This is a genomic window from Longimicrobiaceae bacterium (assembly GCA_036375715.1).
GTDB lineage: Bacteria > Gemmatimonadota > Gemmatimonadetes > Longimicrobiales > Longimicrobiaceae > DASVBS01.
Genome location: DASVBS010000081.1, coordinates 132,011 through 155,957, shown reverse-complemented (window position 1 = coordinate 155,957; position 23,947 = coordinate 132,011). Strand labels below are relative to the sequence as shown.

Here is a 23,947-nt window from a genome sequence, read left to right as displayed (position 1 = left end):
CATTCATGCATCGCGCCCTGCCGCCCTCCGCGGACGAATTCGAGGTCGTTCGGGATCCGCTCTGGAACACGATCCGGGTGGACCGAACGGCCGTGCGGATCATCGACACCCCGGAGTTCCAGCGGCTTCGCCAGATCCGCCAGCTTGGCCTGGCGCATCTGGTCTATCCTGGGGCAACCCACACGAGGTTCGATCACGCGCTGGGCGTGTATCACCTCGCACGTCGCACCCTTCGCATCCTCGCGGAGCGTGGTGAGCTCGAGCAGGTCTCCGCGGACGACCTCCGGCTAGTTCCCTATGCCGCGCTTCTCCACGATATCGGTCACTACCCCTTCTCTCACGCGGTCGAGGAGCTCGATCCTGAGCGTGTGCCGGAACATCACGAGCAGCTTTCCGGGCGCTTCCTGCGCGCCCCCGCGCTGGCGGACGCTCTCGCGGAGCTGGGCGAAGGCGCAGTTGAGCGGATTGAGCTCCTGATCCGGGGCGAGTCGGACTCTCCGCTGCAGGGTCTGGTCTCGGGGAGCCTCGATCTGGACAAGATCGAGTACCTCAATCGCGACGCCATGTTCTGCGGCGTGCCCTACGGGGTGGTGGATGTAGACCGACTCCTGCACGCGCTCACCCTGTTACGTGACCCCGAGACCGGACGGCTCGAGGTTGGCGTGCACGCTAAGGGCCTGGCGGCGCTTGAGTCGCTGCTCTTCGCCAAGTACCAGATGTTCCGGAACGTCTACTGGCACCACGCGGTGCGGGCGGCGACTGCACTCTACCTGCGGTTGGTGCGGGAGTCGGTGGACGCGGGCATTCTGACGGCCGAAGACCTGGTGGGCCGAACGGACGAAGGGTTGCTCACGCTGATCGAGATGCGGGCACAGGCGGCGGGCGAGCGCGGGGCGCGCGTTGCCAGCCAGTGGCTACCCGCTGTCCGGTACCGACGCCTTCCCAAGCGTGCGCTGGAGATCTCGGGAGACGTGCTGCGCGATCTTCCCTTCCAGCGGTGGTGGTATGATGACGATGCGCTGCGCCGGCGGCTGGAGGATCGTCTCGCGGGTGAGTTGGGGCTCCAGCCGGACGAGGTGTTCCTCGACTACCCGGAAAAGCCGCGCATGATGGGGCTGGACCTGCTGCTGCTCGAGCCGGGTTCCGAGCCGCAACGGTTGACGGAGAGTGGCCGTGCCGGACGGATCGACCTACCGCGGGTTTCGGATGAGCTGTACCATTCCGCCCGCGTTTTCCGCGTCTTCACCACCGAGCGCCGCGAGCTCGCGCCGGGCGTGCTCGTTTCCCTCTTGCGACTGGACCGTCATTCCCTCGAGCGCCGCCTCGCCGAACCCGAACCGCTGACGTGATGCACCGCATCGCAGGGCTCGACCTCGAATCTCCTCCTTCCCACCCTCCTCGCCAGCCACGTGTCCTCGTCGTGGAAGACGACGCTTCCGCCGCGGGTCTCCTGGAGACACTCCTCGCCCGTGTCGGCTACCAGGTCTTCCTGGCCCGCGACGGCGCGGAGGCTCTTCGGCGGCTCGAGCAGTCTCCGATGCCCGATATCCTGCTGCTGGATTGGATGCTCCCGGAGACCAGCGGTGTGGAGATCTGCCGCCGAGTGCGCGAGCGCTGGAATGAACTGGAGATGCCGGTTCTGATGGTCACCGCCAAGACCGACGCCGAGAGCATATCGGAAGCGTTCGCGGCGGGAGCCAGTGACTACATCACCAAGCCCTTTCTCGGCGTCGAGCTGCGAGCGCGCGTCGCTGCACACCTGCGTGTGAAGCAACTGATCGAAGAGCGCGCCCGGATCGACGAACACCTGATGGAGCGCGAGAAGCTCTCTGCGCTGGGGCTGCTCGTCAGCGGGGTTGCACACGACCTCAAGAACCCCTTGGGCGGGATCTCCGGTTACACCCAGCTCCTTCTCGAGGAGGAGACCGATCCGGTCAGGCAGGAGTCGCTCAGGCGGATCATGGAGGAGGTGCAGCGTTGCGACCGGATCGTCGGTGATCTTCTCTCCTTCGCCCGGCGGCATCCACCCCAGCGGATCAACCTGGATGTGGGGGAGGTGCTCCGCCGAACACTGGAGCTCCGCGAGCGGCAGCTCCAGAGCTTCGGCCTCCGTACGCGGCTGGATATTGCCGAGGATCTCCCGCTGGTGAGCGGGGATCCGCATCAGCTGCAGCAGGTCTTCCTCAACATCGTGATCAACGCGGAGCACGCGTTGCTCCACAGTGGTGAAAGCCTGCAGATCACCGCCGGTCGGGCGGTTTCCTCCACCGGCCGTTCAGACAGCATCGAGTGGGTGGTGCTCACTTTCTACAACGACGGCCCGCCCATCCCACCGGAAGTGCTGCCGAGGATTTTTCAACCCTTCTTCACCACCAAGGCGGAAGACGAGGGTACCGGTCTGGGTCTCGCGATCTGTCAGCGAATCGTGCGTGAGCACGGTGGGGAGATGGACGTGGAGAGCGGGTCCGACGGCACCACCTTCCGGATATTCCTGCCGGCCGTCGAAGAGACCGCTATTCCGCCGCGCGTTTGACCGGCGCGGGAGTGATCCCCACGAGAACGACCGTGACGTTATCGGACCCGCCCGCCGCGTTGGCGGCGTCGATGAGCTGGTGGGTGAGCTGTGTGAGCGGTTGGCCGGACCCCAGCATCGCCTCGATGGCGTCGTCGTCGATCATGTTGTAGAGCCCGTCGGTCGCGAGAAGCAGAAGGTCTCCCGGACGCAGGTCGATGGTGTGCAGATCGACCGTCGGCTCCACGTCTTCGCTCAGGACGCGGGTGAGGATGTGTGACAGCGGGTGCGCGCGCGCGGCTTCGAGCGAGAGGCGCCCGGCCTCCACTTCGCGCTGCACCCAGGTGTGGTCGTGGGTGAGTTGGTGGAGCGTGCCGTCGCGGAGCCGGTACACGCGGCTGTCCCCGATGTGTCCGATGCGGGCAGTGCCCGAAGGGTCGATCACGCACACCGTGAGGGTGGTACCCATCCCTCGCGTATGGGGGTTCGCGCGGCAGTACTGGACGATGGCTTCGTAGGCTTGCTGGAAGGCCAGCACGAGCGCGCGGTCGATGCCTTCGCCCGCGACCCCCGCGGCGAGGGCATCGCCCAGGATCCCTTCTGCGGTGGAGGCGGCGATTTCGCTAGCCACCTCGCCCGCGGCGTGTCCTCCCATTCCATCGGCGACGAGGAAGATCCCGCGTTCGGGATCCATCCTCAACGTGTCCTCGTTGCCTTTCCGCAACCTGCCCACGTCGGAGCCGCCGGCCGACTCCCAGGCGATCGTCATCGTGGCGTCGCCGGCTGCACCGGCGGCCGTTCCCACGGACCGCTGAGCATCTGGTGCACCGACCCGCTCAGCTCGGTGGCCGAAAGCCCACCCGCCAGCAGGAAAACGGCGACGGCTACCACGATCAGGATGACCAGAAAGAGCCACAGGGGAAGGCGGAAATGCCGCGCACGCTGCTCGGCGGGCGCGGTCGGCTCGCGGAACGAGGCCCGCGCCGCCTCGGGGTCGACGCCGGGAGCTTCCCTGAACTCCAGGCGCACCCCGCCGAACCTCACTTCCACCCCGTCGGCGAGTGGGGTGGGCACGCCGGGGGCGAGCTTGGTCCCGTCGATGGCGGTTCCGTTGGTCGACTCCAGGTCGGTCAGCAACCAGGAGCCTAGGCGGTACTCGAGTCGGGCGTGTGTGCGAGAGACCGAGTCGTCGGTGAGGACCACGTCGTTCTGGGGGCCCTGGCCGATCGTGACGGTGGGTGCGTGAATCGCTAGCTCCTCACCGGCACGCGGGCCAGCGAGGACGCCGAATCGGGCGAGAGCGGAGGATGAAGCTGGTTCAGGTCTATCGGACATGGCTCGGCACGGCGTAACGGCGAAAGGGCCGAAAGGTATCCGGCCGGAACCGACGCGGCAAGCAGCATTCCATGAGCCCGGAAATCGTTACCCTGCACAGGCCTCCGGCATCAAACGACCGACGGTTGGGCGGCGTACAGTCCGGGGCGGCGGCGCGGCGCGCGCAAGGTCAGCGGGAGGTGCTGGCTACCCGCAGCAGGGTCGGCGTGCGCGCCAGCAAGCGGTAGAGGCGCGCTCGCTCGGCCGCCCAGCTCGAGCCGCCGGCAAGGCTTCGCGAGAGTGCGGCGTCGAGGCTCAGTCTGGCAGGGTCGATCGGTCTCCCTCCACGGCGCAACTCGTAATGGAGATGTGGTCCGGTGGCGAGCCCCGTCATCCCCACGTAGCCGATCACGTCGCCCTGCGATACGGGCGTGCCTATGCGGAGGCCGGCGGGCAATCGGGAAAGGTGCGCGTAGCGGGTCGAGTAGCCGTTGGGGTGACGGATCTCCACCATCTGTCCGTAACCGCCGCGTTCTCCGGCCACCGCCACGATGCCGTCAGCGGTGGCGTGGACGGGCGTTCCGCGCGGCGCGACGTAGTCGACTCCGGTGTGGGGAAGCACCCTGCCGAGAATCGGGTGCATCCTTCTGAGACCGTACGGAGAGGAAACGCGCAGGTGCTCCAGCGGGCCGGCCCACGGCTGGGGCTCGAGCGAGCGGCCAAAGGGATCGTAGTAGCCGGGCCTGCCTTCGTGCTCGAAGTAGAAGGCGGTGTGCAGCTCCCCGCCCACCGCGGCCTCGGCGGCGAGCACACGCACCGCGCGGACGCTCCCGTCGGGCCGAAGCGTTCGCTCGAAGGCGACCCGCAGACGCCCGGCCGAGCCCAGCCCGTCCGCCTGGAGCACACCCGCGAAGATCTTGTCCAGGTGCTGGCCAACCAGCTCACGCTCGTCCCGGCCGACTCCGGAGGCGAGCACATGCATCGCCTCGGTGAAACTGCCCCGTGCATAGCCGCCGACGAGCACGGTATCCACGCGGATCCCCACGGCCACCGCGGGCTCCAGCAGCGGGGGAGTCATCGGCACGTCCGGACGCGCGCCTGCAAACGCGAGCCCGGAGGCGGCCATGGTGAGGATGCCAACCACTAGCAGCTCGAGCTTGTGCTCGGCGAGCCGACCCACTCGGGCCATTCGGGGCGATGATCGAAGCCAATGAACACTTCCCGCTCAAGTGCCGCGGGATGCACCTACCTGAAGCTAGAATCGGTCGATCCCGAGCGGGCCTGTAGTAGCCCGATCGCTAACAAACACTGTGGCAGGACACCCGGACGGACGCGGCTCGCCGCGCGCGCGGGGCAGGGTGATCGGCCGCCGGGCAATCCTTTCGCCAGCCGGCAGCGGACCTATATTTGGCATTTCGATCCATATTGTTGTTCTCCCGGCCGCGGCCTACCACGCCGGGTTGTCGGTCCCTCACCCTCCTTGTCACGACCCCGATGTCCCTAAAGCGTACGCTCAGATCCGCCGTCGTGGCGGCGCTGTCCGCTGCCCTGCCAGCGGCGCCGGCCCTGGCGCAGACCCTCGCCCCGCGCGGCTCCGTCCCACACAACGCCGCGCGAGAGCAACGCCTCCTCCAGCAGGTCCAGGTTCCCGAGAACTTCAGCAAGACGCTCTTCGCGGGACCCCCGGTGGCGATGTATCCCACCTGCGTCACCACCGCCGCGGATGGAGCGGTCTTCGTGTGCGTGGACGGGAACCTTTCCCTTTCGGCAGATCCCGGGCGTGGTCGCGTGGTGCGTCTGGTCGACAACGACAACGACGGCTTGGCCGACGAGTACACGGTCTTCGCCGAGATGGACAGCCCTCGCGGGGCCATCGTCGACGGCAACACCCTCTACGTAATGCATCCGCCTACGCTCACCGCTTACCGTGACACCGACGGCGACGGTATCGCGGACGAGTCGGAGGATCTGGTCACCGGCCTCGGATTCGGTCTCGACTTTCGCGGCGCGGACCACACGACCAACGGCATCACCCTGGGGATCGACGGCTGGATCTACGTAGCCGTTGGCGACTACGGGATCCTGGAGGCGGTCGGGAACGATGGAACGCGCATCGCCCATCGCGGAGGGAGCGTGGTCAGGGTGCGGCCGGATGGGACCGGGCTCGAACTCTACGCCGTGGGCACCCGCAACATCTACGACGTGGCGGTGAGCCCGCTGCTGCGTGTCTTCGCCCGGGACAACACCAACGACGGAGACGGCTGGAACACGCGGCTGCACTACCTGCCCCCGCTGGCCAACATGGGGTATCCGACCCTCTACAAGAACTTCGCGGACGAAGCGATGCCGTCGCTCGCGGACTACGGGGGTGGCTCAGGGACGGGTGGGCTGTGGATCCAGGACCCCGGTTTCCCGGAGGGGTTCGACAACACGCTGTACACGGCGGACTGGACGGTCAACAAGGTTCTCCGCCATCCGCTGCGGCGTCAGGGTGCCAGCTTCGAGGTTGAGCAGGAGGACTTCCTCGAGCTGCCGCGGCCTTCGGACCTGGCGGTCGATTCCCGTTCAAACCTGTACGTGGCCAGCCTCTCCGGCGGGTCCTTCACCTACGCCGGTGACACGGTCGGCTACGTGATCCAGGTGCGGCACATGGCCGAACCGGGTGACGAGGCCCCGCAGCTCGACGCGATGACTTCGCAGGAGCTGCTCGGAGTGCTCGTCTCCGACAACGCCACCCACCGCCTGAATGCGCAGCGGGAGCTGCTGCGGCGAGGGAGCGATCGCGGCGTGGTGCGGCAGCTCCAGCGGATCACCCTGGACCCCGAGCGACCGTTGGAAGCGCGGGTGGCGGCGATGTTCACGCTGAAGCAGATGGTCGGTGAGCGGTCGCACGGCGTGCTCCGGCGGGCGGCGGCGGATCCCGCGCTACGGGCGCTGGCCCTTCGCGCGCTGGCGGACGATCGTGCGCACTCCCGCGGGGTGCCGGTAAAGCTGTTCGTGCAGGCGCTGCGGGATCCGGATCCGTTCGTCCAGATGGAGGCTCTGAACGGGTTGGTCCGGCTCGGCGCCCGTGAGCAGGCCGACGCGGTCGTGCCGCTGGCGGCGAGTCAGGATCCGGCGCTATCGCACGTGGCGACGAGGGCGCTCGTTCACCTCAACGCCTACGAGGCGGCGTTCCGGGCGTTCGACGAAGGTACGCCAGAGGTGAGGTCGGCGGCACTACGAGCGTTGCGGCTGATGCACGATCCCGCGGTTGTACAGGGCCTGGTGACCCGCCTGGAGCAGTCGGAGGATGCCACGGTCCGGCAGGACATCGTCCTCGCGCTAGCGCGGCTGGCCAACCGCGAAGCGGAGTGGGAAGGCCCCTGGAACGGTGGTTGGTGGGGGACGAAGCCGGATTTCACGGGTCCCTACTACGAGCCGGTCGCCTGGGAGGCGACCCCCACGATCCAGCCGATCCTGAGGGATGCCCTCGAGCAGGCTTCGGGGCAGGAATACGACGAGTTGGTCGCCGAGTACGTGCGCAACCGAGTCCTTCCCCGGGGTGCTGCTCCGCTGCTCGCGGCCGTGCAGGGCGCGGCGAGCGACGAGCGTGAGGCGGTGATCGACGCGCTGGTCGGCAGTGCCGAGCTCGGCTCCGAGGCGGTGCCGCTGCTCACCCGGCTGGATCAGCGTGGGGGTGCGCTGCACGCCGCGGTCGCGCAGCTGGTTGCGGGTGAGCGGGAGCTGGATCCGGCACTGCTGCCGCTGCTACGTTCCGCGGCTGTGGATCCGCAGCTCGACGAAGAGGTGCGCGCTGCGCTACTCAATGCGGCCGCCGACCTGCCCGGCGACGAGGGGCTGGAGGTGGCAATCGAGCTCTTTGCCCGGGCGAACCCGACCGAGCCCTCCGCGGCGCCCGGTCCGGTCGAGATGGCCTGGCGGCGGTTCGTGGGCAATCGCGCGCGGCTGCAGCAGATCAACCGCTTCGTAGCCCTGGCGCAGAGCGGGAGCGATGCCGAGCGAACCTTCGCTTACGCGGTGCTCGCGCAGTCCATTCGCAGCAGCCGCACCCCTGAGCAGGTTCGGAACCAAGTGGCTCCGGTGATCGAGGCCGCCTGGACGGATCCCCAGGCTGCGCCCCACCTCGTCGCGGCGATCTCGCTGATGAGGTTGGAGGATCAGTACAGCTCCCAGCTGCAGGCCTATACGGCGGCGGGCTCGTGATGGCGGGAGGACGCCGGGGGTAAGAGGCCGGCTCGCACCGCTACAACACCCCGCCTGGAATCCTCCCCGCCCGCAGCTCGCGGAGCTGCGCCTCGGTGAAGGGAGGTTCGTAGAGCTTCGGCTCCTCGTGCCGTAAGAGGAAGAAGCGGCCGATGGTGATCATTCGGTCCTCCAGGCGCGACCAGTCGTCGGCGCCGCTGCCGTCGAGGTCGTCCGGAGGCGGCGCGAGGAGCGCGAGCAGGTCGCGTAGCTCCGGATTGCGGGGGTTGCGCAGGCATGCGGGAGGTTCGCCGGCGAGGTTCCGCCCCAGGCGCAGGACTTCGCCGGGTAAAGTGAGGGTGATCAGCTCCTCAGTGATCAGGCGCCGCAGCAGCGACCGAAGCGCGGCTTCGGCAACCCGGCCACCCAGCCCGACTGCGAACGCCAACGGCGTGCGCACCAGGGGAGGCCAGTCGGCGGCGCCGGGCGAGATCGCGGCGAGCAGCGCCCGGCCGAGCTGGCGGGTGCTCGTGTAGGGAGCTTCGAGCGCAGCGAGGATCTCCGGCTGCACGCGGGCCTGCTCGAAGTAGGCGATCTCCAGGTTACTCAGCAGCATCAACTCCGCGCGGGCGCCGTGATCCTCGGTCTCGAGTGCCTGAGCCAGGTGTCGGAATGCGCGATGCAGGTAATCGGCACGGCTGGGCTCGCCACCCACGGGAACGGCGGAGAGGAACCTCGAGAGCTCTGTCTCGGGGATCGGAATCATCCCGCAGATCTGAAGAAAGCGGGCGAACTCCCGGCCGATCTCGCCGAAGACTTTTCGGTTTCCACGAGCGAGGGCGTCGGCCGCCCGATCGAACGCCTCCTGCCCCAGTACCTTCACAACGCGCCACCGCCGCGTGCCGGGATGAGCGAGCGCATTCCGGAGAGCCAGGCGCACCACTCCGCCGGCAATCGAAGCCAGGGTACGGCCCTCGCCGAGGGCGCGCTCGAGGGCGCGCAGCAGGTCCTCGCCACGGATCGTCTGACCGGCCTGCTTCGAGGCCCATACGGCGAAAGCGCACCAGTTGGCGCCCGGCCGGGGACCTGGAAACGCCATGGCCAGCCGGTGGTAGGCCTCCGTGATGCGCAGATTGCGAAGCACCGGGTCGGTGATGGCGACGATCTCGTCGACCTCTGCCGGAGTGGGCGCTGTCGGTCTGGTCTCGCGCGGGGCGAGCTTCATGGGTGGCGGTCGTAGGTGAGAGTTGGGTGGGGAACCGCAGCAGCAGTGGGTCGAAGCCGCCATTCAGCTAGTGATATAGTCAATAGCTATTCTCAGTAGCAATCCTCCCCACAGCATCGGGTGCTTCCTCCCGACAGAGGGGGGCTTTCCGATGCGCTACTGTTGATCCAGAGTGGCGACCCCGGCGAGGCAGGCCGGGAGTGACCCCTGGAGTCAACATGAAGAGCACCGCAATCCCACGCTTCAGAGAACTCACCCGCGCCGAGATCGATGCATTGCTGGCGCGCAACCACGTGGGCCGCATGGCCTTCGTGCGCGGCAACGATATCGACATCGAGCCGATCCACTACGTCTACGCCAATGGCTGGCTCTACGGCCGCACCTCCCCCGGGCGCAAGGTGGACTTCACCGCCCGTGAGTGGTGGCCGATCGCCTTCGAGGTGGACGAGATCTACGACCTCTTCCACTGGCGCAGTGCGGTCGTTCACGGAGGCTTCTATACCCTCGATCCCGAGGGGGCCGCCTGGGAGAGGGAGGAAGCCCAGAAGGCGGTCGAGCTGCTGCGCACGCTGATCCCCGAGACCTTCACCGACAAGGACCCGGTCCCGTTCCGGAACATCCTTTTCCGCATCGCCGTGCAGGAAGTCAGCGGCAGAGCCGCCGAACCCTCGGAATGAGGTGCGCCTGGTGGTCGCCGTGGGCGATGGCCGCGAAGGCACTCGGGCCGCCGAGATTCGTCGATCTTGTTCTGGCGACGGGGGCTGGCAAATTCAGGTAGACGACTCCGGTCAGGGTTGGCCTCATATTTCCTCCTACGTTCACTCTGCGCAACTCGCATGATCCGCATTCTGCTGGTGGATGACCACGCAATCCTGCGTTCGGGGCTGTCGGCGCTGCTGGAGCTCGAGGAGGACATGGAAGTGGTGGGAGAGGTGGGGACCGGGGAGGAGGCCATCGAGCGGGTGAAGGCCCTCCGGCCCGACGTGGTGGTGATGGACCTCGACATGCCCGGGATGGGCGGCCTCGAGGCCACGAAGCAGATCCACGAACTGAACCTCGGCAGCCGCGTGCTCGTCCTGACCTCGCACGCCGAGGCGGACTATTTACTGCCAGTGCTCGAGGCGGGGGGCAGCGGGTACGTACAGAAGACGAAAGCCGACGAGGATCTCATTGCCGCGATCCGTGTGGTTGCGCGCGACGAGGTCTTCCTCTACCCGAGCGCCACCAAGCTCCTGCTCAAAGGCTACCGCATGGCCGAAGAGAAAGGCGAGGCCAACCCGCTGGAGGAGCTCAGCGAACGCGAACGCGAGGTGCTCGCCCTCACCGCCGAAGGGTTCAGCTCGAGCGAGGTCGGCAAGAAGCTCTTCCTCTCCCCCAAGACCGTCGACACCTACCGCGCTCGCCTGATGCACAAGCTCGGGCTCACCCACCGCTCAGAGCTGGTGAAATTGGCACTCAAGACGGGAATGTTGAAGGCGGAATGAGTCGGAAGGTGAGGAAGTCAGAATTTGAGGAGTTAGGAGTTGGGAGTTGACTTCTAACTCCTAACTCCTAACTCCCTTCCCTCCCTCCACTTCCAGCGGCACCGTAAAAAACAACCCGCTCCCTTCTCCCTCCACACTCTCCGCCCAGATACGTCCGCCGTGAGCTTCGACGATTCCCCGTGCAATGGCGAGGCCGAGCCCGGCGCCGTGCGGGTTGCCTTGCTTGGTGGTCCAGAAGCGGTCGAACAGCCGGTCGAGGTTCTCGGCCGGGATACCGATGCCGTTGTCGCGCACGTGGAAAAGGACCTCCTCGCCCTGACCTCGGGCGCCGATCTCGATGCGCCCGCCGGGCGGCGTGAACTTGAGGGCATTGGTGACCAGGTTTGCGAGCACCTGGAGCAGGCGCGACTCGTCCGCGAGCAGGAGCGGCAGGTCCGGCTCCACCTGCACCTCGAAGGTGATCGACTTCTCCTCCGCCACGGGGCCGTAGCGCTCCACGGTCTGCTCGATCAGCGTGGCGGCACCGAGCGGGCCTCGTTCGATCGATAGCTGCCCTGCCTCCAGCATGGCAACGTCCATCAGATCCTGGCGGAGCCGCTGCATCTGCTCCACAAGGGCGATGATGTTCGCGACCTTCCGGTGCGCCTTACCCCCGGAGAGCTCCTCCGGGACGATCCGCTCCAGCACCCGCGCGGTAACCATCACGGCGCTCAGCGAATTCCCCAGGTCGTGGGCCACCACCCTCAGAATCTCGTCGCGGCCGCGCACCGCCGCCTCCGCTTCCGTCCGGGCCGCCCTTTCACTGGCCAGTAGCTGCGCCCGCTCCAGCTCGAGTCGCTTTCGCTCTCGTGCGTAGCGCACTGCACGCACCAGCAGCCCTCCATCAACCTTCCCCTTCACCAGGAAGTCCTGCGCCCCTGCCTGCACCGCCTGGACGGCGGTGGCGTCGTCGTCCAACCCGGTCAGGACGATGATCGGCGCTTCCGGGGCCGCCTCCAGCATCGAACGAACGGTCTCGAGTCCGTGCGCGTCGGGAAGGGAGAGGTCGAGCAGGACCACGTCGATCTTTTCGGTCCGCACCTTCTCGCGCGCCTCCGCGAGTCGCTCCACGTGCGTGAGCTCGAACTGAAGCGAGCCCGCTTCGCGCAGGTGCTCGCGCAGCAGGCGGGCGTCCCCGGGATTGTCCTCGACCAGGAGAATTCGCAGGGGGGAGTGAGCCATCCTCTACTCGGGGGGAAGCTTCACGATGGTGAACCAGAAATCTTCGATCGAGCGCACGACATGGATGAACTGGTCCAGGTCGACCGGCTTCGTCACGTAGCAGTTGGCGTGCAGGTCATACGCCCGGAGGATGTCCTGCTCGGCCTGGGAGCTGGTGAGCACCACGACGGGAATGTGGCGCAGCGCGGGGTCGGCCTTCACCTCCTCCAGCACCTCGCGGCCGTCCTTCCGAGGCAGGTTGAGGTCGAGCAGGATGAGGTCGGGTCGGACCGCCTCCGCATATGGCTCCTCTCGCCGCAGGAACTTCAGCGCCTCCACTCCATCCGAGGCCACGTGCAGGTTGTTGCGCACCTTTCCCTCGCGGAGCGCCTCCCGAGTCAGGCGGACGTCGCCAGGATTGTCTTCGACCAGCAGGATCTCCACCGGGCGTGAGAAGGTGGTAGAGCTCATCGGCCACTCACGATCGAACGGGAATGGTGAAATAGAAGGTGGTGCCGACTCCGGGCTCGGACTCGAACCAGATCCGGCCGCCGTGGCGCTCCACCACTTTCTTGCATATCGCCAGGCCGATTCCGGTTCCGGGGTAATCCGCCCGGCTGTGAAGTCGTTGGAAGAGCACGAAGATCCGATCGGCGTACTCCGGAGAAATTCCGATGCCATTGTCCGCTACGGAGAAGATCCACTCTCTGTTGCCGGGGCGAGCAGAGACGTGCACCCGCGGGGCTTCATCCCGTCGGTGGAACTTCAGAGCGTTGGCGATCAGGTTCTGGAAGAGCTGGCTCATCTGGCCGGGATCGGCAAGGATCTCGGGGAGCTCATCCCGCGTGACCGTGGCGCCCGTCTCCTCGATCGCGGGTCTCAGGTTGACCAGGACGCGGTCCACGACTGCGTTCGTATCCACCACCTCGGGAATGCTGCCTCGTGTGCCGACCCGGGAGAAGGTGAGGAGGTCGTTGATGAGCATCTGCATGCGGGTCACGCCGTCCACGGCGAACCCGATGAACTCCCTGGCGTCCTCATCCAGCTGGTCACCGTAGCGGCGCTCCAGCAGCTGGGTGTAGCTCGCGACCATCCGTAGCGGCTCCTGCAGATCGTGCGAGGCGACATAGGCGAACTGCTCCAGCTCGGCGTTGGAGCGGGCCAGCTCCTGCTCGGCGCGCACGCGTTCGGTGACGTCGCGCAACACCGCCGTGTAGATGCGTCGACCCCCCACCTCCAGCTTGGAGATGGACGCATCCGCCTGAAAGACCTCGCCACTCTTGCGGAGGCCGACGATCTGCCCGCGCTCCCCCATGCGCCGCGCCACGACCGGCCCGGCACCGAACGCCTCCACGTGCGCCCGGTGGATCTCCCGATACTGCTCGGGGATGAGGATGTCCAGCGGCTTACCCAGGGCCTCCTCCGCCGACCACCCGAAGATGGCCTCGGCGCCGCGATTGTAGGTGATGATCCGCTGTTCCTCGTCGATCGAGACCACCGCGTCCGAGGAGATGCTGATGATCCCCGCATACATCGCCTCCGAGATCCGCAGCGCCTGTTCGGCCCTCTCGCGCTCCACCACCCGCCCCACCTGGGTGCCGATCATCTCCAGAACCCGCAGCAGCTCGGCATCCGGTGCCTCGGCGTGGGGGTAATAGAACTCCAGCACTCCCACCGGCTCGTGGCCGGAGATCAGCGGGATGAAGGCGGCGCCGTACCCTCTGAGCTCCGGGATCCTTTGCCGAGCGTAGGCCGGCTCAGCCTCCACGTCGTCCACGACGATCGGAGTCGAGCTCTCACCCACCCGACCGATCAGGCCTTCACCCAGGTGCAGCTCCACCCCCGCGCACGCTCGGCGGAAGCTGGCAAAGACATCCGGCGGCTCGACGTGCCATACCCCGGCGGATCGGTAGGCATCGCCTTCACGCTCCCGCAGAAAGGCGTGGCCCAACGGCCAACCCGTGAAGATGCATACGGCGTCGAGCGCACTCTGCACGGCGTCGCGGGTCGCGCGCGCCTCGTTGGCGGCCATCGCCACGACGTGAAGGAGGTGCTGCAGGTCCGCGGGGAGCGCTGCCACCTCGGGACGCATCGGCAGCTTCCGCGCGGGCCGGCTCGAAGCTGAATCGGTCATGTGTGTGATAACCGGCCGGTGAATCGCGCCCGCGGGCGCCCATCGCCCGACAAAGGCGGAGCTCCCTCGGCTCCGCTGCAACAGGAAGCCGGCATTCTGTCGCTCGAAGGGCGAGCGGGGAAGGGATCGCCGAAAGCTATGTCACGAGGATCAGGGTGGCCAGAAGCCTCGGTCTCCTGCCCCGGCAGAGTCAGGCACTTTCCGTCAGCACTTTCCGTCCACGGCGGCAGGGACTCCCCCGCAACGAACGAGTGCTTCTCCCGCCAGCCTGCTCCCCCGGCGTGAATAGCTTGCACCTGGAAAGGTGGATTCCGCAATCGGGGGAATGAAGATGAACAGCTTCTCGATCCGGCGCTTCGCCGCTGTCGCTGCCAGCTTGCCGGGACTCCTCCTCTTCGCGGCCGATGCGCTGGCCGCTCAGGAAATGGCCGCCCGAGCCCCCTTCGCTCCTGGGGAGGTCCTCACCTACCGCGCGGTCAGCGGGCGATTCGGCCCGTTCGGCACCGGTGCGATGCGGGTGAGCGGTCCGGTAGAGGTCCGCGGAGAACCCGCGCTGGAGCTCGCCTTCGATTTCCGCGGCCGGGTGGGGGTCTTCCGCCTGGAGGACCGCACGCGCTCGTGGATCGGCGTCGATCACCTGCGCTCTCTCCGCTATGCCAAAGCGGAACGGTCGCCCCTGGGTTCACATCGGGAAGAGGTGGAAATCTATCCCGATGAGGGACGCTGGACGGACGCCGAGGGCAAGTCGGGGGAGACGGACTGCGAACATCCCTTGGACGAGCTCTCCTTCCTCTACTACGTCCGCTCGCTCCCGCTTCCAAACGGCGCGGAGTACACGCTGGTCCATCACTTCGATCCCGGGCGAAACCCGGTCTCGCTGAAGGTCCTCGGGAGAGAGCGCACGCGCGTCCCCGCGGGGGAATTCGAGACCGTCGTGGTCGAGATGCGGGTCCGCGACGAGCGCGTGTCGGCGATGCGCCTCTTCCTGACCGATGATGCCTCCAGGATCCCGGTGAGGATCGAGTCCTCGGCCCCCTGGATCGGCTCCACGCGCCTGCTGCTCATCGGCGTGGACGGAGCAGATCCTCGGACGGAGTGAGGGGAGGTTCACACCGCGCGGCGAGAACTACGTCAGCGGATTCCGGGCAATCACACGCAGCAGGAACCGCACAGCAATCTCCCGGACCGCCCGACAGATTCGCCGCACCTCGGCCGGTAGCTTGGCCCTCGAAGGAAGCACGGAGGCCGGACCGTAAGCGCCAGCAAGGGCGCGAGGCCGCCTCCCGGAAGAGGGAGAACCGGACCATGAACAAACATCTAAGACAAGTCGGACTCGCCGTGGGGCTGCTGGGAATCGTTGCCATCTCCACCGCTGCCCTCAAGCCCGACTTCGGCTTCACTCCCGAGAGCCGCGTCTGGGTGGAGGGCACCTCCTCCGTGCGCAGCTACACCTGCCAGGCGGCGGAAGTCAAAGGCACCGTTGAGAGCACGGTTCCCGCCTTCGACGTGACCCGCCTCGAGGGCGCCGTCGCCAGGGCGGAGGTGGTGATCGACGCCGCGGCTCTGGACTGCGGCAATGGGACGATGAACGGCCATATGCGGAAGGCTCTCAAGGTATCGGAGCACGGGACCATCAGCTTCCGCCTCTCCGATTACCGGGCCATCCCGGCGGGTGCCGAGACGCAGCTGAAGCTGAACGGAACGCTCGAGATTGCGGGGACTGCTCAGCCGATCACGGTGGACGCGATGGCGGCCGCCGCGGGGGGCGGGGCGATCCGGGTGAAGGGGACGCACACGATCAAGATGACGGACTACGGCGTCCGCCCGCCCTCGCTGATGCTGGGCACGATGAAGGTTCATGACCCCGTGAAGCTGAACTTCGACGTGGTGCTGAAGCCGTAGGTGTCGTGATCAACCGGGTCGCATCCGGCTGAGAGGCGGCCGGCGCCACCCCACCCCCCGAGTGGAGAAAAGGAAATGAAGAAAATAGCTGTTGGACAGGTCCTGCTCGCGCTGCTCGTGGCGGGTGCCGCGACGGCTCAGGAGCAGATCGCCGTCAGCGCCGGCGGCGGAGGATCGACCGAGGCGCCTGCGGCGGACTCGGCGGACGACGAGAAGGAAGCAGCGGCGAGCACCTTCGTGCTGCGCCCGGTGGGTCTGCAAGGTCTCAATCGTTTCGAGCCGCCGAAGTTCACCGGCCCCTTCGACGGCATCAAGGTCACGCTGGGAGGCGCCTTCACCCTGGCGTTCCAGGCGCTCGACCATAGCAACTCCGCCGAGCCGCGCATAGTGGACGACGTCGATGTGAACCGTCTCGCCGACATCCGGCCTGGCGTGAACCTCCCCACCGCCAACCTGAACCTCGGCGTGCAGATCGCTCCTGGGATCAACATGGTCCTGGAGAGCTACATGTCGAGCCGGCATCACAACGAGTTCTGGGTGAAGGGCGGTTACGCGACCATCGACGCCTCGCCGATCGATCACCCGCTCCTCAACGGGATCATGAGGTACACGACGATCCGGGCGGGGATGTACGAGCCGAACTACGGTGATGCCATCTACCGCCGTTCGGACAACGGGCACACGATCAACAATCCCTTCGCCGAGAATTACATCCTGGATGCCTTCACCACGGAGCCCGGTGCCGATGTGATGGTGCGGGTCGGTGATGCTTTCGTGATGGGAGGGATTACCACCGGGCAGAACAAGGGTGACATCAAGGACGGCCCGGTCGGCGCCACCCCCGCCTACCTGGCCAAGGTGGGCTACGATCGTCAGATCAACGACCTCGTCCGGGTCCGACTGTCAGGATCGATGTACGCGAACGCGTCGTCGCCGGCAGGGACGCTCTATGCGGGCGATCGGGCGGGCTCGGCATACTGGGGCGTCGTGGACAACGATGCTGCCGCCAGCTTCACCAACGGGCGCATCAACCCGAACTTCCGCAACGAAACGTCGGCTTTCCAGGTCAACCCGTTCGTGAAAGTCGGCGGTCTGGAGCTCTTCGGAGTGCTGGAGCACGCAAAGGGCAAGGCAGCCACGGAAGACGATACCCGTGACGTGCGGCAGTATGCGGGTGATGTGGTCTATCGCTTCCTGGGCGACAAGCTGTACGTCGGCGGGCGATACAATGTGGTCAAGGGTGACCTCAGTTCGACGGTTCGCGACATTACGGTCGATCGCGCCGCACTCGCCGCCGGCTGGTTCATCAGCCCGACGATGCTCACCAAGGTCGAGTACGTAACCCAGAGCTACGACGGCTTCGCTCCGAGCGAGATCCAGCACGGAGCCAAGTTCAGTGGCTTCGTGGTCCAGGCGGCCCTCGCCTTCTGAGCCGCTTCTCCAGGTAGTCCCGGCCTCTCACCTCCCCCCGCGCACAGCGCGCGGGGGGATTTCGTTTGGCGCTCATGGAGCAGGATCTCCCGCGTCCTCCGCCGGAGAATCCCCCACAGCGCTGCCCTCCTTGTTCCTCTGAAAAGAGAATGGCGTTCCCCGACTCCGGGCCATCTCGGCGGAAAGTAAGCTGATAACCGCATGCAGATATGGTCTTAAATCGCAGTCGGGAGCGGGGGATGCTTTCGCAGACGTCCGAACACGCCATCCGTGCGCTGCTGTACCTCGCCGGCCGGCCCGCCAGCGGAGCGGTGTCCGCAGACGAGATCGCCACCGCCATCGGGGCGCCGAGGAACTACCTGGCGAAGACCCTGAACGCCCTGGCGCACCGCGGTCTCCTCTCGGCGGTGCGCGGACGTGGGGGAGGTTTCATGCTGGAGGTCGATCCCTCCTCCCTCCCGATCGCGCGGATCATGGAGCTCTTCGAGCCCGCGCCCGAGCGACCCCTCTGCTTGCTGGGCGGACGGCGATGCGACGCGCGCCGCCCCTGCGACGCCCACGCGCGCTGGACTGCCATGTGGCGCGAGTCGATGGCGCCCCTGGAGACGACCACCCTCGGCGACCTGCTCAGCGATGCGCCGGCTATGTCGGACGGGCTGTCCGGACGCGCTTGCTACGCTCAATCCACCTCGTGAGGAAAGAACGACGATGCGAATTCCCCATCTGTTCTCGCTGGCACTCGTGAGCCTGACCCTCGGTCTCGCCGCGTGCGGCTCACAGGAGGCGAAGGCCTCCGGTGAATCGTCGGCAGCGAGCGAGGCTCCGGCCGCCGCGCCCGCCACCGGCAACATGGTGGAAGTGAAGATGGTTACGGACGGGGCCGGCAACTACTTCGATCCGGCCGCCATTACGGTGAAGCGCGGCGACGTATTGCGCTTCGTGCTCGTCAGCGGCGTCCACAACGTCTCCTTCCCGGCGGACAAGAATCCAGGCGCCGCTTCGCTCCCCGAGGCGTCGCCGTTTCTGCAGCTCCCCGGACAGACCCACGAGATAACGGTGGACTTCCCCGCGGGCGAGTACGAGTTCCAGTGCGATCCGCACGCCGTGCTCGGCATGGTCGGCACCCTGACCGTCGAGTAGACGGTCGCGCAGCAAGCCTCGGCCGGGCTTCGCCTGGCCGACTCAACATCTGGAGAACGGACATGGACACACCCGCGAACCGCTGGCTCCTTGGCGTCGCGGCCGTCATCGGCCTCTCGGCCTGCGGTGAACGCACCCCCGCGGTGCCCGGCTCGGAGGCACTCTCGACCGCGGACGTGCAGGCGGCCGCCCTCGCCACCTACGTCAAGCCGGGCGATCTGGACGAGTACTACCTCTTCTATTCCGGTGGCCATTCGGGACAGGTCTACGTGGCGGGCGTCCCCTCGATGCGCCACATCGCCACCATTCCGGTCTTCTCGCCCTATCCGGGCACGGGCTACGGCTACGACGAGAAGACCAGAGCGATGCTCGGCGAGTTCACCTGGGGAGATGTCCACCACCCCGCGGCCTCGAAGACCAACGGCGACTACGACGGGCGCTGGCTGTTCGTCAACGACAACGCCAACAACCGCGTCGCCCGGATCGATCTGCGCGACCTGAAGACGAAGCAGATCCTGGGACCGATCCCCAACACCATGGGGAACCACGGCTCCTCCATGGTCACCGAGAACACCGAATACGTGCTGGTGGCCACCCGCTTCTCGGTGCCTGTTCCGAACCGCTACGTGCCGCTGGAAGAGTACGCCGAGAAGTACAAGGGGGCGGTGACCGGAATTCGTGTCGATCCGGAGACGGGCGAGATGTCGCTCGGCTGGCAGATCCTTACCCCTCCCTTCAACTGGGACCTGGGCGCGACCGGGAAGGGGCCCTCGGAGGACTGGGCCTTCTGGACTTCGTACAACGCTGAGCGGGCCACCGGAAAGCTCGAGGTCACCAGCGCGCAGCGGGACCGCGACTACGTGGCGGTGGTGAACTGGAAGGCCGCGGCCGCGGCAGCCGAGGCGGGTCGGGGGATCGAGGTCAACGGCGTGCGCATGATCGATCCCGCCCAGGAGGAGGGGGTGATGTTTCTGCTCCCCTGCGCCAAGAGCCCGCACGGCGTGGATGTGACCCCGGACGGGAAATACATCATCTGCTCGGGTAAGCTGTCACCCACCGCCACGGTCTACTCCTTCGAGAAGATCCTGCGGGCCATTGAGGAGCAGGACTTCGCCCACGACACCGAGGACGGCATCCACGTGCTCGAGTACGACGAGGTGGTGGAGCTGGAGGTGCCCGTCGGCCTCGGCCCGCTGCACACCCAGTTCGACGGGAAGGGCTACGCCTATACCTCGCTCTTCGTGGAGAGCGCGGTGGCGAAGTGGAAGCTCCCGCCCTACGAGGAGGGGGTCGACCCGCAGTCGCTGGTGGTGCAGAAGATCCCCGTGCACTTCAACATCGGGCACCTGGTGACGAGCCATGGGGACACCCGCAACCCGCGTGGGGACTACCTGGTCGCCATGAACAAGCTGTCCAAGGGTCGGCACCTCAACGTGGGACCGTCGATCCCGGAGAGCTCGCAGCTGATCGGGCTCGAGGGCGGCAAGATGACGATGCTGTACGAGGCGTTCACCGAGCCCGAACCGCACTTCGCCCAGCTCATCCATCGCGATGTGCTCAACCCCATCGAGTTCTACCCGATGGAGGAGAACGAGCATCCGCACGCGATCTGGCAGCCTGCGGACGCGAGCGTCACGCGGACCGGGACTCGGGTGGAAGGGAAGATCTACGCGATTCGCACCTACTACGAGCCCTATCGGATCCAGGTGCAGGAAGGGGATACGGTCGTGCTGCACATCACCAACGCGGAGCAGCAGCGCGACGAGATCCACGGCTTCGCGGTGGTGGGCCACAATCGCAACGTGATCGTCGATCCTGGGGAGACGAAGACGGTGAGGTTCATCGCCGACAAGCCGGGGGTCTATCCCTACTACTGCACGAACTTCTGCTCTGCGCTCCACCAGGAGATGCAGGGATACATCGAGGTGGTGCCCCGGGGCCAACCGCTGGCGATGTACCGCAACGGCCAGGGTGAGATGATCTGGGAGCGGCGCGACCCGGCACTGGCAATGGGTAGCCACGCCGGCCACTGACCAGCCAACCGCCCGGGCGAGATGCCTCCGCCCGGGCGGTCAGTCGGGGGACGACATCATGAGAACTGCAATCAGACGTCGGAGTCAGAGGCCGCGCGCGCCGCTGAATCCCATCCAGCCAGCGACGGAGGAGCCGCCCGCAACACGGCGGTGGCGAAGATTCGACGCGGCGGGCGTGCGCACCGCCCTGCTGGTCGGCGCGGCGGTGCTGGTAGCCGCAGCGGCCTTCCTGCCGCTCTGGGGGATGACGCTGGTGAGCGTGCAGTACCCGGAGGGGCTGCGGATGGTGATCTACCCTGACCACATCCGCGGCGACATCACCGAGATCAACCTGCTGAACCACTACATCGGTATGGCGGAGATCTCGGACGACTACTTCCACGAGCTGAAGGTGATTCCGGGGCTGTTCGCGGCAATCGCCATCGCGGCGCTGGGGGCAGCACTGGTCCGTCGATTCTGGGCCACGCTGTTGCCGCTCGGGCTGATGGTGGCAACCGCGGTCTACGGCTTCTGGAGCATGCATTCACGCCTCTACCAGTTCGGCCACGAGCTGGACCCGACGGCGCCAATCGAGATCGAGCCGTTCACCCCCGCGATGATCGGCTCGCATACGATCGCACAGTTCGCCACCTACGCCTACTTCTCCTGGGGGACCTTCCTCCCGGTGCTCGCCGGCGCCCTCATCTGCGCCGCGCTCTGGCTCGATCTGCGGAAGGACAGATCGTCGGGCTCAACCGCGCAAGGAAGGCTGCCATGAAACGCCTGTATCCGGGTTCGTTTCTACTGCCGCTCTGCATCCTGCTTTTGGCGTGCGGCGGCGACACCCCCGCGTCGGGGGATTCGGCGCGCGGGGCGGCTACAGCGGTCGCCGGGGACACCGGTCCGTCGGCAGGGGACCTGGAGTTCGCGCAGATCACTGCCTCCTGGAGCGAGGAGGCGTTGGAGGGGTGCGGAAGGGCGCTCCGGGAGGCACTGGGGACCCGGGATCTCGTTCAGGGTGCTCTGGACAACGTGAAGGATCCTCGCGGCCGCGCCACCGCCGAGATCGAGGACGCGCGCTACTGGTTCGGCCTGGGAACCGCGAAGATCGAGGAGGTGAAGCCCCGCCTCACCCAGGGCGAGTGCGCTGGCGATATCACGCTGGCGCTGGACGAGGCGGTGCAGTTCTTCGTGAAGGCGGGGACCGCCGCGGTGCAGGCGGGCCAGATCGTGGCAAGCTGAGGAGCCATGCTGGCGCTGCTGCTGCTCACTTCGGTCCTTCCGGGCGCGCTCGGCCCGGCACCCCGCACGCTCCACGTGGGGCCTGGAGCGGAGTTCAGCAGTGTGCGTGAGGCAATTGCTTCGGCAGCACCCGGAGACACCATTCGCCTGTTGAGCGGGGTGCACTCCGGTCCCGTGCTCATCGACCTGCCGGTCGTGCTGCTCGGTGAATCGGGGGCGGTGCTCGACGGAGGGGCGCAGGGCAGCGTCGTGCAGGTGGAGGCGGATTCGGTACAGGTCCGCGGGCTGGAGCTGCGCAATTCCGGCCGGTCGCTGGAGGGGGACGACGCGGCGGTCAAGCTGATTCGCTGCAGCGGCTGTGAGGTGATCGGGAACCGGATCCACGACGCCCTACACGGCGTCTACCTGCTCGAGTCCAGCCGCGTCCGGGTGCGTGACAACCGCATCGAAGGGCTCGCCACCCTGCCCGAGGCCCGGCGGGGGAACGGAATCCACCTCTTCAACTCGCGGGCTACGGTGATCGAGGGTAACGTCATCCGCCGGACTCGCGACGGCATCTACTTCTCCTTCTCGAGCGGCAGCCTCATCCGGGAAAACGACGTGGCCGAAGTGCGCTACGGGCTGCACTACATGTACTCCGACGACAACCGCTTCGAGCGGAACCGGTTCAGCCACAACGCCGCCGGCGCCGCGATCATGTTCTCCAATCGCATCCTCTTCCGGGAGAACACCTTCGCTCGCCACGTCGGCTACCGCGCCTACGGCATCCTCCTGCAGACGTCCTACGGGGTGGTCGCTGAGCGCAACCGCATCGAGCAGAATCTCGTCGGCGTATTCCTGGACATGGCGGAGAACAACCGCTTTGCGGACAACGTGATTGCCGACAACGGAATCGGGATCGACCTGATCGCCAGCGCCGAGAACAACACCTTCGTTGGCAACGTCATCGCGCGGAACCGGACCGCGGTGCGAAAGCCCAACGGCGATGCGCGGAACGTCTGGGCCGAAGACGGGCGTGGGAATTACTGGGGCGACCGCTCCATCTACGACCTAGATGGCGACGGCGTCGGCGACCGGCCGCACCTGGTCGGCGATCCGTTCGCGGTGCTGGCGGCCAATCGGCCCGTGCTGGAAATCTTCGCCGGCACTCCAGCGGCGCTGGCACTCTCCTGGGCGGAGCGCGCCTTCCCCGTCTTCGACCTGCCGCGCGTGGAGGATCCCGCCCCTCTGGTGGAGGTGCCGGACCCGCTGCGGACAGGTCGCGAGCAGGCGGGCCCCGAAGACGTGGGCCACGAACGCCAAGGGCACGATGATCCTGCTCGCCCCGCCGGGTCGGTGATCGCGATCGCGGTGTTGATCCTGGTGGTGGGCGGGGGCGGCAGGCGCATCCATCAGGTGAGGGGACCATGATCCGCTACGAGGGCGTCACCAAGCATTTCGGCCGCCTGGTCGCGCTGGCCGGCCTCGACCTGGAGGTCAGGCCCGGGGAAACCATTGCGCTAGTCGGACCGAACGGCTCGGGGAAGAGCACAACCCTGAAGGCGGCACTCGCGCTGGTGCGGCCGACCCGGGGCAGGGTCACCGTGGACGGTGTGGACGTGGCGACGCACGGTCGGGAGGCGCGGGCCAGGCTCGGTTACCTCCCGCAGGGGCTCTCCTTCCCGCAAGGGTTCACGGCCGGCGAGCTGATGCGCTACTTCGCTCGCCTCCGCGGGGCGGATCCCGGCTCCGCTGCCCAGCTACTCGACCGGGTGGGGTTGCAGGACGCGGAAGATCGTCATGCGACCACCTTCTCCGGGGGGATGAAGCAGCGGCTGGGGCTGGCAGTGGCGCTGCTCGGCAACCCGCGGGCCCTGATCCTGGACGAGCCCACGGCGGCCCTCGATCCGAGCGGGGCCCTGGCCGTGCGAGACCTGCTGCGCGAGATCCGCGCGGAGGGGACGACTATCCTACTCTCCTCCCACGACCTCGGCGAAGTCGCCGCGCTCGCCGACCGCGTGGCCGTGTTCGTGGCCGGGAGGCTGGTCGCGCTCGGTACAGTGGATGAGCTGGTGGAAACCTATGTCCCGCACCGCGACCTGCGAGAGCGTCGCCTAGAGGAGGCCTACCGGGTCATCGCGGGTGGGAGCGCGGGGCGCGCGGCATGAACGCCATCGGCACATCGAT

22 protein-coding genes are annotated in these 23,947 nt (G+C 67.0%); 15 read left to right on the top strand and 7 right to left on the bottom strand.

The genetic code is table 11. The features are described from left to right. Window positions 1–5: 5 nt before the first annotated feature. The gene (locus VF167_17930; protein HEX6927310.1) at window positions 6–1,349 is read left to right on the top strand and encodes an HD domain-containing protein; all 1,344 of its coding nucleotides are present in this window, start codon (window positions 6–8) and stop codon (window positions 1,347–1,349) included. Continuing rightward, a complete protein-coding gene (locus VF167_17925; protein ID HEX6927309.1) occupies window positions 1,349–2,533 on the top strand; it encodes a response regulator in 1,185 nt (394 codons plus the stop codon). The genes VF167_17930 and VF167_17925 overlap by 1 nt, the downstream gene beginning before the upstream one ends. Here VF167_17925 and VF167_17920 read toward each other — a convergent pair. From VF167_17920 to VF167_17910, 3 genes are all read right to left on the bottom strand, one after another. Beyond that, the gene (locus VF167_17920) at window positions 2,514–3,281 is read right to left on the bottom strand and encodes a protein phosphatase 2C domain-containing protein (protein ID HEX6927308.1); all 768 of its coding nucleotides are present in this window, start codon (window positions 3,279–3,281) and stop codon (window positions 2,514–2,516) included. The genes VF167_17925 and VF167_17920 overlap by 20 nt on opposite strands. Further along, complete coding sequence (locus VF167_17915; GenBank protein ID HEX6927307.1) at window positions 3,278–3,847, bottom strand: FHA domain-containing protein; 570 nt, start codon at window positions 3,845–3,847, stop codon at window positions 3,278–3,280. The genes VF167_17920 and VF167_17915 overlap by 4 nt, the downstream gene beginning before the upstream one ends. 169 nt (window positions 3,848–4,016) lie before the next feature. Then, window positions 4,017–5,015 carry a M23 family metallopeptidase gene (locus tag VF167_17910; GenBank protein ID HEX6927306.1) on the bottom strand — a complete coding sequence of 333 codons (999 nt, stop codon included), beginning with the start codon at window positions 5,013–5,015 and terminating at the stop codon, window positions 4,017–4,019. A 305-nt stretch (window positions 5,016–5,320) separates the two neighbouring features. Here VF167_17910 and VF167_17905 point away from each other — a divergent pair, with 305 nt between their 5' ends. Beyond that, window positions 5,321–8,032, top strand: coding sequence for a HEAT repeat domain-containing protein (locus VF167_17905; protein ID HEX6927305.1), 2,712 nt, complete (start codon window positions 5,321–5,323; stop codon window positions 8,030–8,032). A 40-nt stretch (window positions 8,033–8,072) separates the two neighbouring features. Here the strand turns inward: VF167_17905 and VF167_17900 are convergent, their stop codons facing one another. Beyond that, window positions 8,073–9,236, bottom strand: a complete 1,164-nt coding sequence (locus VF167_17900; GenBank protein ID HEX6927304.1) for a hypothetical protein — start codon at window positions 9,234–9,236, stop codon at window positions 8,073–8,075. A gap of 218 nt (window positions 9,237–9,454) precedes the next feature. Between VF167_17900 and VF167_17895 the strand changes: the two genes are divergently transcribed. After that, complete coding sequence (locus VF167_17895; protein ID HEX6927303.1) at window positions 9,455–9,913, top strand: pyridoxamine 5'-phosphate oxidase family protein; 459 nt, start codon at window positions 9,455–9,457, stop codon at window positions 9,911–9,913. Window positions 9,914–10,072: 159 nt separating this feature from the next. Next, a complete protein-coding gene (locus tag VF167_17890; protein HEX6927302.1) occupies window positions 10,073–10,720 on the top strand; it encodes a response regulator transcription factor in 648 nt (215 codons plus the stop codon). 60 nt (window positions 10,721–10,780) lie between these two features. Here VF167_17890 and VF167_17885 read toward each other — a convergent pair whose 3' ends face one another. The 3 genes from VF167_17885 to VF167_17875 are packed head-to-tail and all read right to left on the bottom strand — an operon-like array spanning window position 10,781 to window position 14,054. Beyond that, a complete protein-coding gene (locus VF167_17885) occupies window positions 10,781–11,941 on the bottom strand; it encodes an ATP-binding protein (protein ID HEX6927301.1) in 1,161 nt (386 codons plus the stop codon). A gap of 3 nt (window positions 11,942–11,944) precedes the next feature. Further along, the gene (locus VF167_17880) at window positions 11,945–12,391 is read right to left on the bottom strand and encodes a response regulator (GenBank protein ID HEX6927300.1); all 447 of its coding nucleotides are present in this window, start codon (window positions 12,389–12,391) and stop codon (window positions 11,945–11,947) included. A 7-nt stretch (window positions 12,392–12,398) separates the two neighbouring features. Next, window positions 12,399–14,054, bottom strand: coding sequence for an ATP-binding protein (locus VF167_17875; GenBank protein HEX6927299.1), 1,656 nt, complete (start codon window positions 14,052–14,054; stop codon window positions 12,399–12,401). 331 nt (window positions 14,055–14,385) lie between these two features. Between VF167_17875 and VF167_17870 the strand changes: the two genes are divergently transcribed. The 10 genes from VF167_17870 to VF167_17825 all read left to right on the top strand — a co-directional run bounded on the left by VF167_17870 (window position 14,386) and on the right by VF167_17825 (window position 23,928). Next, window positions 14,386–15,153 carry a DUF3108 domain-containing protein gene (locus VF167_17870; protein ID HEX6927298.1) on the top strand — a complete coding sequence of 256 codons (768 nt, stop codon included), beginning with the start codon at window positions 14,386–14,388 and terminating at the stop codon, window positions 15,151–15,153. Between the two features lie 206 nt (window positions 15,154–15,359). Continuing rightward, window positions 15,360–15,956 (top strand): YceI family protein, encoded by a 597-nt coding sequence (locus VF167_17865; protein HEX6927297.1) that lies wholly within the window; start codon window positions 15,360–15,362, stop codon window positions 15,954–15,956. 75 nt (window positions 15,957–16,031) lie between these two features. After that, window positions 16,032–17,387 carry a hypothetical protein gene (locus VF167_17860; GenBank protein ID HEX6927296.1) on the top strand — a complete coding sequence of 452 codons (1,356 nt, stop codon included), beginning with the start codon at window positions 16,032–16,034 and terminating at the stop codon, window positions 17,385–17,387. 239 nt (window positions 17,388–17,626) lie between these two features. Continuing rightward, window positions 17,627–18,082, top strand: coding sequence for an Rrf2 family transcriptional regulator (locus VF167_17855; GenBank protein ID HEX6927295.1), 456 nt, complete (start codon window positions 17,627–17,629; stop codon window positions 18,080–18,082). A 13-nt stretch (window positions 18,083–18,095) separates the two neighbouring features. Beyond that, entirely contained in the window at window positions 18,096–18,527 is a 432-nt protein-coding gene (locus tag VF167_17850) for a plastocyanin/azurin family copper-binding protein (GenBank protein HEX6927294.1), read from the top strand. Between the two features lie 62 nt (window positions 18,528–18,589). Beyond that, the gene (gene nosZ, locus VF167_17845) at window positions 18,590–20,560 is read left to right on the top strand and encodes a Sec-dependent nitrous-oxide reductase (GenBank protein HEX6927293.1); all 1,971 of its coding nucleotides are present in this window, start codon (window positions 18,590–18,592) and stop codon (window positions 20,558–20,560) included. Between the two features lie 58 nt (window positions 20,561–20,618). After that, window positions 20,619–21,317, top strand: a complete 699-nt coding sequence (locus VF167_17840; protein ID HEX6927292.1) for a hypothetical protein — start codon at window positions 20,619–20,621, stop codon at window positions 21,315–21,317. Then, window positions 21,314–21,781: a hypothetical protein gene (locus tag VF167_17835; protein ID HEX6927291.1), complete on the top strand. Its 468-nt coding sequence runs from the start codon at window positions 21,314–21,316 to the stop codon at window positions 21,779–21,781. The genes VF167_17840 and VF167_17835 overlap by 4 nt, the downstream gene beginning before the upstream one ends. Window positions 21,782–21,787: 6 nt before the next feature. Continuing rightward, window positions 21,788–23,191, top strand: coding sequence for a nitrous oxide reductase family maturation protein NosD (locus VF167_17830; GenBank protein HEX6927290.1), 1,404 nt, complete (start codon window positions 21,788–21,790; stop codon window positions 23,189–23,191). Next, window positions 23,188–23,928, top strand: coding sequence for an ABC transporter ATP-binding protein (locus VF167_17825; protein ID HEX6927289.1), 741 nt, complete (start codon window positions 23,188–23,190; stop codon window positions 23,926–23,928). Before VF167_17830 ends, VF167_17825 begins: the two co-directional genes overlap by 4 nt. Window positions 23,929–23,947: the final 19 nt, after the last annotated feature.

Coding starts and splice junctions, on each gene's coding strand:
- VF167_17850 (HEX6927294.1), top strand. CDS start 18,096: ATGCGAATTCCCCATCTGTTCTCGCTGGCACTCGTGAGCCTGACCCTC.
- VF167_17880 (HEX6927300.1), bottom strand. CDS start 12,391: ATGAGCTCTACCACCTTCTCACGCCCGGTGGAGATCCTGCTGGTCGAA.
- VF167_17860 (HEX6927296.1), top strand. CDS start 16,032: ATGAAGAAAATAGCTGTTGGACAGGTCCTGCTCGCGCTGCTCGTGGCG.
- VF167_17895 (HEX6927303.1), top strand. CDS start 9,455: ATGAAGAGCACCGCAATCCCACGCTTCAGAGAACTCACCCGCGCCGAG.
- VF167_17905 (HEX6927305.1), top strand. CDS start 5,321: ATGTCCCTAAAGCGTACGCTCAGATCCGCCGTCGTGGCGGCGCTGTCC.
- VF167_17870 (HEX6927298.1), top strand. CDS start 14,386: ATGAACAGCTTCTCGATCCGGCGCTTCGCCGCTGTCGCTGCCAGCTTG.
- VF167_17925 (HEX6927309.1), top strand. CDS start 1,349: ATGCACCGCATCGCAGGGCTCGACCTCGAATCTCCTCCTTCCCACCCT.
- VF167_17890 (HEX6927302.1), top strand. CDS start 10,073: ATGATCCGCATTCTGCTGGTGGATGACCACGCAATCCTGCGTTCGGGG.
- VF167_17915 (HEX6927307.1), bottom strand. CDS start 3,847: ATGTCCGATAGACCTGAACCAGCTTCATCCTCCGCTCTCGCCCGATTC.
- VF167_17885 (HEX6927301.1), bottom strand. CDS start 11,941: ATGGCTCACTCCCCCCTGCGAATTCTCCTGGTCGAGGACAATCCCGGG.
- VF167_17825 (HEX6927289.1), top strand. CDS start 23,188: ATGATCCGCTACGAGGGCGTCACCAAGCATTTCGGCCGCCTGGTCGCG.
- VF167_17855 (HEX6927295.1), top strand. CDS start 17,627: ATGCTTTCGCAGACGTCCGAACACGCCATCCGTGCGCTGCTGTACCTC.
- VF167_17875 (HEX6927299.1), bottom strand. CDS start 14,054: ATGACCGATTCAGCTTCGAGCCGGCCCGCGCGGAAGCTGCCGATGCGT.
- VF167_17835 (HEX6927291.1), top strand. CDS start 21,314: ATGAAACGCCTGTATCCGGGTTCGTTTCTACTGCCGCTCTGCATCCTG.
- VF167_17910 (HEX6927306.1), bottom strand. CDS start 5,015: ATGGCCCGAGTGGGTCGGCTCGCCGAGCACAAGCTCGAGCTGCTAGTG.
- VF167_17840 (HEX6927292.1), top strand. CDS start 20,619: ATGAGAACTGCAATCAGACGTCGGAGTCAGAGGCCGCGCGCGCCGCTG.
- VF167_17900 (HEX6927304.1), bottom strand. CDS start 9,236: ATGAAGCTCGCCCCGCGCGAGACCAGACCGACAGCGCCCACTCCGGCA.
- VF167_17865 (HEX6927297.1), top strand. CDS start 15,360: ATGAACAAACATCTAAGACAAGTCGGACTCGCCGTGGGGCTGCTGGGA.
- VF167_17930 (HEX6927310.1), top strand. CDS start 6: ATGCATCGCGCCCTGCCGCCCTCCGCGGACGAATTCGAGGTCGTTCGG.
- nosZ (HEX6927293.1), top strand. CDS start 18,590: ATGGACACACCCGCGAACCGCTGGCTCCTTGGCGTCGCGGCCGTCATC.
- VF167_17830 (HEX6927290.1), top strand. CDS start 21,788: ATGCTGGCGCTGCTGCTGCTCACTTCGGTCCTTCCGGGCGCGCTCGGC.
- VF167_17920 (HEX6927308.1), bottom strand. CDS start 3,281: ATGACGATCGCCTGGGAGTCGGCCGGCGGCTCCGACGTGGGCAGGTTG.